Annotated in this window: 7 protein-coding genes and 1 pseudogene; all 8 read right to left on the reverse strand. The window is 51.4% G+C overall.

Annotated elements, in window-relative coordinates; translation table 11 throughout:
• Position 1 precedes the first annotated feature (1 nt).
• Positions 2–4,030: a DNA-directed RNA polymerase subunit beta gene (gene rpoB / locus D9736_RS21630; protein WP_000263098.1), complete on the reverse strand. Its 4,029-nt coding sequence runs from the start codon at positions 4,028–4,030 to the stop codon at positions 2–4.
• A 319-nt stretch (positions 4,031–4,349) separates the two neighbouring features.
• Complete coding sequence (gene rplL, locus D9736_RS21635; RefSeq protein ID WP_000028879.1) at positions 4,350–4,715, reverse strand: 50S ribosomal protein L7/L12; 366 nt, start codon at positions 4,713–4,715, stop codon at positions 4,350–4,352.
• Positions 4,716–4,781: 66 nt separating this feature from the next.
• On the reverse strand, positions 4,782–5,279 hold the full coding sequence (rplJ, locus tag D9736_RS21640; protein WP_001207201.1) for a 50S ribosomal protein L10: 498 nt from the start codon (positions 5,277–5,279) through the stop codon (positions 4,782–4,784).
• Between the two features lie 412 nt (positions 5,280–5,691).
• Complete coding sequence (gene rplA, locus D9736_RS21645; protein ID WP_001096684.1) at positions 5,692–6,396, reverse strand: 50S ribosomal protein L1; 705 nt, start codon at positions 6,394–6,396, stop codon at positions 5,692–5,694.
• A gap of 3 nt (positions 6,397–6,399) precedes the next feature.
• On the reverse strand, positions 6,400–6,828 hold the full coding sequence (gene rplK / locus D9736_RS21650; RefSeq protein ID WP_001085926.1) for a 50S ribosomal protein L11: 429 nt from the start codon (positions 6,826–6,828) through the stop codon (positions 6,400–6,402).
• A gap of 158 nt (positions 6,829–6,986) precedes the next feature.
• Positions 6,987–7,532: a transcription termination/antitermination protein NusG gene (gene nusG, locus D9736_RS21655; RefSeq protein ID WP_001287516.1), complete on the reverse strand. Its 546-nt coding sequence runs from the start codon at positions 7,530–7,532 to the stop codon at positions 6,987–6,989.
• 1 nt (position 7,533) lies between these two features.
• Positions 7,534–7,917 carry a preprotein translocase subunit SecE gene (gene secE, locus D9736_RS21660; RefSeq protein WP_001275702.1) on the reverse strand — a complete coding sequence of 128 codons (384 nt, stop codon included), beginning with the start codon at positions 7,915–7,917 and terminating at the stop codon, positions 7,534–7,536.
• A 229-nt stretch (positions 7,918–8,146) separates the two neighbouring features.
• Positions 8,147–8,531, reverse strand: a pseudogene (gene tuf, locus D9736_RS21665) (elongation factor Tu); the annotation flags it as partial.

Here is an 8,531-nt window from a genome sequence, read left to right on the forward strand (position 1 = left end):
ATTACTCGTCTTCCAGTTCGATGTTGATACCCAGCGAACGAATCTCTTTCAACAATACGTTGAAGGATTCTGGCATGCCCGGCTCCATCTGATGGTTGCCGTCCACGATGTTTTTATACATCTTGGTACGACCGTTCACGTCATCAGACTTAACGGTGAGCATTTCCTGCAGGGTGTATGCTGCGCCGTATGCTTCCAGCGCCCACACTTCCATCTCCCCGAAACGCTGACCACCGAACTGTGCCTTACCACCCAGCGGCTGCTGAGTAACCAGGCTGTAAGAACCGGTGGAACGCGCGTGCATCTTGTCGTCGACCAGGTGGTTCAGTTTCAGCATGTACATGTAACCAACGGTTACCGGACGTTCGAACTGTTCACCAGTGCGGCCGTCGTACAGGCGGATCTGACCAGAAGTCGGCAGGTCGCCAAGTTTCAGCAGCTCTTTAATTTCTGCTTCTTTCGCACCGTCGAACACCGGCGTTGCGATTGGCATACCTTTGCGCAGGTTTTCAGCCAGACGCATAACTTCTTCATCGCTGAAGGTACTCAGGTCAACTTTCTGACGAACGTCAGCGCCCAGATCGTACGCACGCTGGATGAATTCGCGCAGTTTCGCGACTTCTTGCTGCTGTTTCAGCATGGCGTTGATCTTGTCGCCGATACCTTTCGCAGCCATACCCAGGTGGGTTTCGAGGATCTGACCGATGTTCATACGAGACGGTACGCCCAGCGGGTTCAGTACGATGTCTACCGGCGTGCCGTTTTCATCGTAAGGCATATCTTCGATCGGGTTGATTTTAGAAATTACACCCTTGTTACCGTGACGACCTGCCATCTTGTCACCAGGCTGGATACGGCGTTTAACCGCCAGATATACCTTAACAATCTTCAGCACGCCCGGTGCCAGATCGTCGCCCTGGGTGATTTTGCGGCGTTTCGCTTCGAGTTTCTTCTCGAACTCGTGTTTCAGTTCGTCATACTGCTCAGCCAGCTGTTCCAGCTGATTTTGTTTCTCTTCGTCGGTCAGGCCCAGCTCCAGCCAGCGATCGCGCGGCAGTTTGTCGAGCTTCTCAGCTTCAACGCCACCGGCTACCAGCACAGCACGGATACGGCTGAACAGACCCGCTTCGAGGATCTGCAGTTCTTCAGACAGGTCTTTCTTCGCCTGTTTGAGCTGCATTTCTTCGATTTCCAGCGCACGTTTGTCTTTTTCTACGCCATCGCGAGTAAAGACCTGAACGTCGATAACCGTACCGGATACACCGTTTGGTACGCGCAGAGAAGAGTCTTTAACGTCAGACGCTTTCTCACCGAAGATCGCACGCAGCAGTTTTTCTTCTGGGGTCAGCTGAGTTTCACCTTTCGGCGTTACCTTACCAACCAGAATGTCGCCACCGGTCACTTCCGCACCAATGTAAACGATACCGGATTCATCCAGTTTGGAGAGCGCAGCTTCACCCACGTTCGGGATGTCAGCGGTGATCTCTTCCGGCCCCAGCTTGGTGTCACGGGACACACACGCCAGTTCCTGAATGTGGATGGTGGTGAAACGGTCTTCCTGAACAACACGCTCGGATACGAGGATGGAGTCTTCGAAGTTGTAACCATTCCACGGCATGAACGCTACGCGCATGTTCTGGCCAAGCGCCAATTCACCGAGGTCGGTGGACGGACCGTCTGCCAGCACGTCGCCACGTTCAACCGGTTCACCCAGAGACACACACGGCATCTGGTTGATACAGGTGTTCTGGTTAGAACGGGTGTATTTGGTCAGGTTGTAGATGTCGATACCTGCTTCACCCGGATACATCTCGTCTTCGTTAACTTTGATAACGATACGGGAAGCATCCACGTACTGAACGACACCACCACGTTTAGCTACCGCAGTTACACCGGAGTCAACGGCAACAGCACGTTCCATACCCGTACCAACCAGCGGCTTATCAGCGCGCAGAGTCGGAACGGCCTGACGTTGCATGTTCGCACCCATCAATGCACGGTTGGCGTCATCGTGTTCAAGGAACGGGATCAGGGACGCACCGACGGATACCACCTGCTGGGTGGATACGTCCATGTAGTCAACCTGGTCGCGGCTGAACAAGCTGGATTCGCCTTTGCTACGGCAAGTTACCAGGTCTTCTACGAAGTGGCCTTCTTCATCCAGGTTGGAGTTCGCCTGGGCGATAACGTAGTTGCCTTCTTCGATAGCAGACAGGTAGTGAATTTCGTCAGTTACAACACCGTCGGTCACTTTACGATACGGAGTCTCAAGGAAGCCGTATTCGTTAGTCTGTGCGTACACGGACAGAGAGTTGATCAGACCGATGTTCGGACCTTCAGGGGTTTCGATTGGACATACGCGACCGTAGTGAGTCGGGTGTACGTCTCGAACTTCGAAGCCTGCACGTTCACGGGTCAGACCGCCTGGGCCGAGTGCGGAGATACGACGTTTGTGCGTAATCTCAGACAGCGGGTTGTTCTGGTCCATAAACTGAGACAGCTGGCTGGAACCGAAGAACTCTTTCACTGCTGCGGAAATCGGCTTGGCGTTGATCATATCCTGAGGCATCAGGGTATCCAGATCGCCCAGAGACAGACGCTCTTTCACCGCACGCTCTACACGTACCAGACCAACGCGGAACTGGTTTTCCGCCATTTCGCCAACGGAACGGATACGACGGTTGCCGAGGTGGTCGATATCATCGACTTCGCCTTTACCGTTACGGATATCGATGAGCTTTTTCATAACATCAATGATGTCGTCTTTGCTCAGGATACCGGAACCTTCGATTTCTTCGCGCAGCAGAGAACGGTTGAACTTCATACGACCAACCGCAGACAGGTCATAACGGTCTTCGGAGAAGAACAGGTTCTCAAACAGGCTTTCAGCAGCTTCACGAGTCGGCGGCTCGCCAGGACGCATCATGCGGTAGATTTCTACCAGTGCGCTCAGACGGTCGTTAGTTGGGTCGACACGTAAGGTTTCAGAGATATATGGGCCGTGATCCAGATCGTTGGTGAACAGCGTTTCGATACGCTTGTGACCAGACTGGCTCAGCTTAGCCAGCAGATCCAGGCTCAGCTCCATGTTCGCTGCGCAGATCAGCTCGCCGGTAGACTCATCAATATAGTCTTTAGCAACCACTTTACCTGCGATGTACTCAACCGGGACTTCGATCAGTTTGACGTCGTCTTTTTCCAGCTGGCGAATGTGGCGCGCAGTGATACGGCGGCCTTTTTCTACGTACACTTTACCGTTAGCTTCGATGTCAAAAGATGCGGTTTCACCACGCAGGCGTTCCGGCACCAGTTCCATCTGCAGCTTGTTATCACGGATTTCAAAGATAACTTTTTCAAAGAACAGGTCGAGGATCTGCTCTGTGGTGTAGTTCAGGGCGCGCAGAATGATGGTCGCAGGCAGTTTACGGCGACGGTCGATACGTACGAACAGGTTGTCCTTCGGATCGAATTCGAAGTCCAGCCAGGAACCACGGTAAGGGATGATGCGCGCGTTATACAGCACTTTACCCGAAGAGTGGGTTTTACCTTTGTCGGAGTCAAAGAAGACGCCCGGACTACGGTGCAACTGGGAAACGATAACACGCTCAGTACCGTTGATAACAAAGGTACCGTTGTCTGTCATGAGCGGAATTTCGCCCATGTAGACTTCTTGTTCTTTAATGTCTTTTACGGTGCCTTCCGGCGCTTCGCGCTCATAGATCACCAGACGCAGTTTAACGCGCAGCGGTGCGGAATAGGTCACGCCACGGATTTGACATTCCTGGACGTCAAACACCGGTTCGCCAAGGCGGTAGCTGACGTATTGCAGCTCGGAATTACCGCTGTAGCTCTGAATCGGGAATACGGAACGGAAAGCAGCTTCCAGACCATACTGCCCTTCAGGATCTTGCTCGATAAATTTCTGAAACGAGTCAAGCTGGATAGAAAGGAGATAAGGTACATCCAGAACTTGTGGACGTTTACCAAAATCCTTACGAATACGTTTTTTCTCGGTATAGGAGTAAACCATAGGGTTCCTCAGCTCGCTGACAAGTCGACCCATCTGTCCATTGAGCGGACAGTTTGTGCAACACTATTTTGTTGACCGGAAAATGGAACACTTTCCGCAATGCCTGTTGCTATCACGCTTAAACCATTTCATTGCGATTTACACAGAACGGGCGTCCTGTCGCAGTATATTAAGTCGTCGATAGAAACAAACATTGAAAGGCACAGCAGTAGTCAAACAGTGTGAAACGCTACTGGCGCCTTACAGCGCAAAAAGGCTGGTGACCAAAAAGTCACCAGCCATCAGCCTGATTTCTCAGGCTGCAACCGGAAGGGTTGGCTTATTTAACTTCAACTTCAGCGCCAGCTTCTTCCAGGGATTTTTTCAGTGCTTCTGCGTCGTCTTTGCTCACGCCTTCTTTCAGAGCAGCCGGTGCAGATTCTACCAGGTCTTTAGCTTCTTTCAGACCCAGGCCAGTTGCGCCACGTACTGCTTTGATAACAGCAACTTTGTTAGCGCCAGCAGCTTTCAGAATTACGTCGAATTCAGTTTTTTCTTCAGCAGCTTCAACCGGGCCAGCAGCTACAGCTACAGCAGCAGCAGCGGAAACACCGAATTTTTCTTCCATTGCAGAGATCAGTTCTACAACGTCCATTACAGACATAGCTGCAACTGCTTCAATGATTTGATCTTTAGTGATAGACATTTAAATTGTTCCTGAATATCAGAATAAGTTTATACGTAAGCGAATGCGTTAAAAAGATAACTGCGATTAAGCAGCTTCTTTCGCATCGCGTACAGCAGCCAGAGTACGAACCAGTTTGCCAGCCGAAGCTTCTTTCATGGTTGCCATCAGGCGTGCAATTGCTTCTTCGTAGGTCGGCAGAGTTGCCAGGCGGTCGATCTGAGACGCCGGGATCAGCTCACCTTCAAAGGCAGCGGCTTTGACCTCAAATTTTGCATTCGCTTTCGCGAACTCTTTGAACAGACGAGCAGCAGCGCCCGGGTGTTCCATAGAGTATGCAATCAGGGTCGGACCAACAAACGCGTCTTTCAGGCACTCGAACGGAGTACCTTCAACAGCACGGCGCAGCAGGGTGTTACGAACAACACGCATGTATACGCCAGCTTCGCGACCTGCTTTACGCAGTTCAGTCATTTTATCTACAGTTACGCCACGGGAATCCGCAACTACTGCAGACAGCGCGCCTTTGGCTACTTCGCTGACTTCAGCAACAATCGCTTGTTTGTCTTGAAGATTTAAAGCCATTAGCTTTGCTCCTGGATGTTTGCCAGAGAAAATCTCTGGAACTCACTTCACTCCTCCAAATGGAGAGAGCGTCTTAATTACGGTGAGCAGAAACAAGCCAGAATATAAAAGAATAATCTTAGCGTTCTGTCACCGTCTACGCAGGGGATTAAGTTTCTTGCGAAACTCCTGCGGTCTTCGACGGAGGCCTGGATAGGCCAGGCTCCAACGAACAAATCTTTTCTATCCGTCGCTATTCAGCTTGTGGCGGCGTTGGCTTTCTTCGTTCGCACCAGTCACATAGTTAGCTATGCTCCTGGCGACTCACTCAGTTGCCGCCTTGCCACAATCCGAAGCTCTCGGATATACGTCTGCATTAAGCATTATACGTGGGGGTAAGATTGTAGACAAAATCACCGCCCACGTAAAGGCATTAGTTTACAGAAGCGCTCAGGCCAGCCTGGTCAACTGCAACACCTGCACCCATGGTGGTGGAGATGCTAACTTTCTTGATGTACACGCCTTTCGCCTGAGTCGGTTTTGCTTTTTTCAGCGCAACCAGCAGAGCTTCCAGGTTTTCTTTCAGTTTGTCAGCGTCAAAGTCCACTTTACCGATGGTGGTGTGGATGATGCCGTTTTTGTCGTTACGGTAACGAACCTGGCCAGCTTTAGCGTTTTTAACCGCTTCAGCAACGTTCGGCGTTACAGTACCCACTTTCGGGTTTGGCATCAGGCCGCGCGGACCCAGAACCTGGCCCAGCTGGCCTACAACGCGCATTGCATCCGGAGAAGCAATAACAACGTCAAAGTTCATTTCGCCTTTCTTGATCTGGTCAGCCAGATCTTCCATACCTACCAGTTCAGCACCTGCAGCTTTAGCAGCTTCAGCGTTTGCACCCTGGGTAAATACGGCTACGCGAACGGAACGGCCAGTACCGTGCGGCAGTACAGTTGCACCACGTACGTTCTGGTCAGATTTACGAGCGTCGATGCCGAGGTTAACAGCAACGTCCACGCTTTCTACGAATTTAGCAGTCGCCAGCTCTTTCAGCAGAGCGATAGCTTCGTTGATGTCGTACTGTTTGGTTGCATCAACTTTCTCGCGGATAACACGCATGCGCTTGGTCAGTTTAGCCATTTCTTAGTCCTCCACTACCAGGCCCATGGAACGTGCAGTACCTTCGATGGAGCGAGTCATCGCTTCAATGTCGGCACCAGTCATGTCGGCAGCTTTGGTCTGCGCGATTTCCTGCAACTGAGCGCGGGAAATTTTACCCACTTTGTCTTTGTTCGGCTTACCGGAACCAGACTTGATACCAGCCGCTTTTTTCAGCAGAACTGCTGCCGGCGGAGTCTTGGTAACGAAAGTGAAAGAACGGTCAGCGTAAACGGTGATTACTACCGGAATCGGCAGACCTTTTTCGATGGAATCAGTTTTTGCGTTGAACGCTTTGCAGAATTCCATGATGTTTACGCCCTGCTGACCCAGAGCCGGACCTACTGGCGGACTCGGGTTAGCCATACCAGCTGCAACCTGCAGCTTGACATAGGCTTGTACTTTCTTAGCCATTATAAATTCCTCAAGTTGGGTAATAACGCCTCTGAGAGGCTCCCCGTGATATAAAAAATCGTTTTACGGGCAAGGCCCGTAAAAACAAAAGGCGCGAAATTGTATTCCAATCTCGCGCCTTGTGCAACGATTAAATCGTCGCTTTTTTGATCGCTGGGTTAGGCTTTTTCAACCTGGCTGAAGTCAAGTTCTACCGGGGTCGCACGACCGAAGATAGAAACAGACACTTTCAGACGAGATTTCTCGTAATCCACTTCTTCAACAACACCGTTGAAGTCAGCGAACGGACCATCATTAACACGGACCATTTCACCCGGTTCAAACAGCGTTTTCGGACGCGGCTTATCACCAACCTGCTGCAGGCGGTTCATAATCGCATCGACTTCTTTATCGCTAATTGGCGCAGGACGATCGGAAGTACCGCCGATGAAGCCCATCACACGCGGTACGCTGCGCACCAGGTGCCAGCTCGCGTCGTTCATCACCATCTGAACGAGGACGTAACCTGGGAAGAATTTGCGTTCGCTTTTGCGACGCTGACCGCCACGGATTTCAACCACTTCTTCGGTTGGTACCATGACTTCACCAAACAAATCTTCCATGTTGTGTAATTTGATATGCTCACGCAGCGACGTTGCTACGCGGCCTTCAAAACCGGAAAACGCCTGAACGACGTACCAGCGCTTTTTAGGAGCTTCAGACATCTCAGAACCTCAGGCCAGTGATAAAGGATACCAGGCGAACCAGAATACCATCCAGTCCCCACAGGATCAGTGACATTACTGCGGTAACCGCAGCCACAATCAGCGTGGTGTGCAATGTTTCCTGGCGAGTCGGCCAAATGACCTTACGGACTTCGGTACGCGCTTCACGGGCAAAAGCAACGGTTGCTTTACCTTTTGTCGTTAACAGCGCGACACCACCCGCTGCAGCAATCAGAATTACTACGGCCAGCGCACGCAGCGGCAGCATAATGTCGCGATAAAGGTAGTTGCCGACAATTGCCACCAGGAGCAATGCCACCACAACGACCCACTTCATCGCTTCCAGGCCGCGCCCGCTTCCTTGAGCTTCGGTATTCGCACTCATAAACCAACCTGTCAGAAGTATTCTACAAACATTTTCACCCCGCGATCGCGAGGCAAACCAAATCGAAACGCGTATTAGCTTTTCGGATTATACGCCCTCAACAGAGCCTGTCTCAGCAATGATTATGACAAAGAAAATCACTGATGAGCCAGGTTCTGGTACGAAAGCGTGCAAAAAGGGCATCAAATGATGCCCTTTTAGTGCGCATTGCGTCAAATGTTATCGGCAATTAGCTCAGAACTTTTGCTACAACGCCCGCGCCAACGGTACGGCCGCCTTCACGGATTGCGAAACGCAGACCGTCGTCCATCGCGATCGGGTGGATCAGGGTAACAACCATTTTGATGTTGTCGCCCGGCATTACCATCTCTACGCCTTCCGGCAGTTCGATGGTACCAGTCACGTCAGTAGTACGGAAGTAGAACTGCGGACGGTAGCCTTTGAAGAACGGAGTATGACGACCGCCTTCATCTTTGGACAGAATGTACACTTCAGATTCGAACTTGGTGTGCGGCTTGATGGTGCCCGGCTTAGCCAGTACCTGACCACGTTCGATTTCTTCACGTTTGATACCACGCAGCAGAACACCTACATTCTCACCAGCACGGCCTTCG

It is taken from the genome of Escherichia sp. E10V10, from assembly GCF_004211985.1.
GTDB lineage: Bacteria > Pseudomonadota > Gammaproteobacteria > Enterobacterales > Enterobacteriaceae > Escherichia.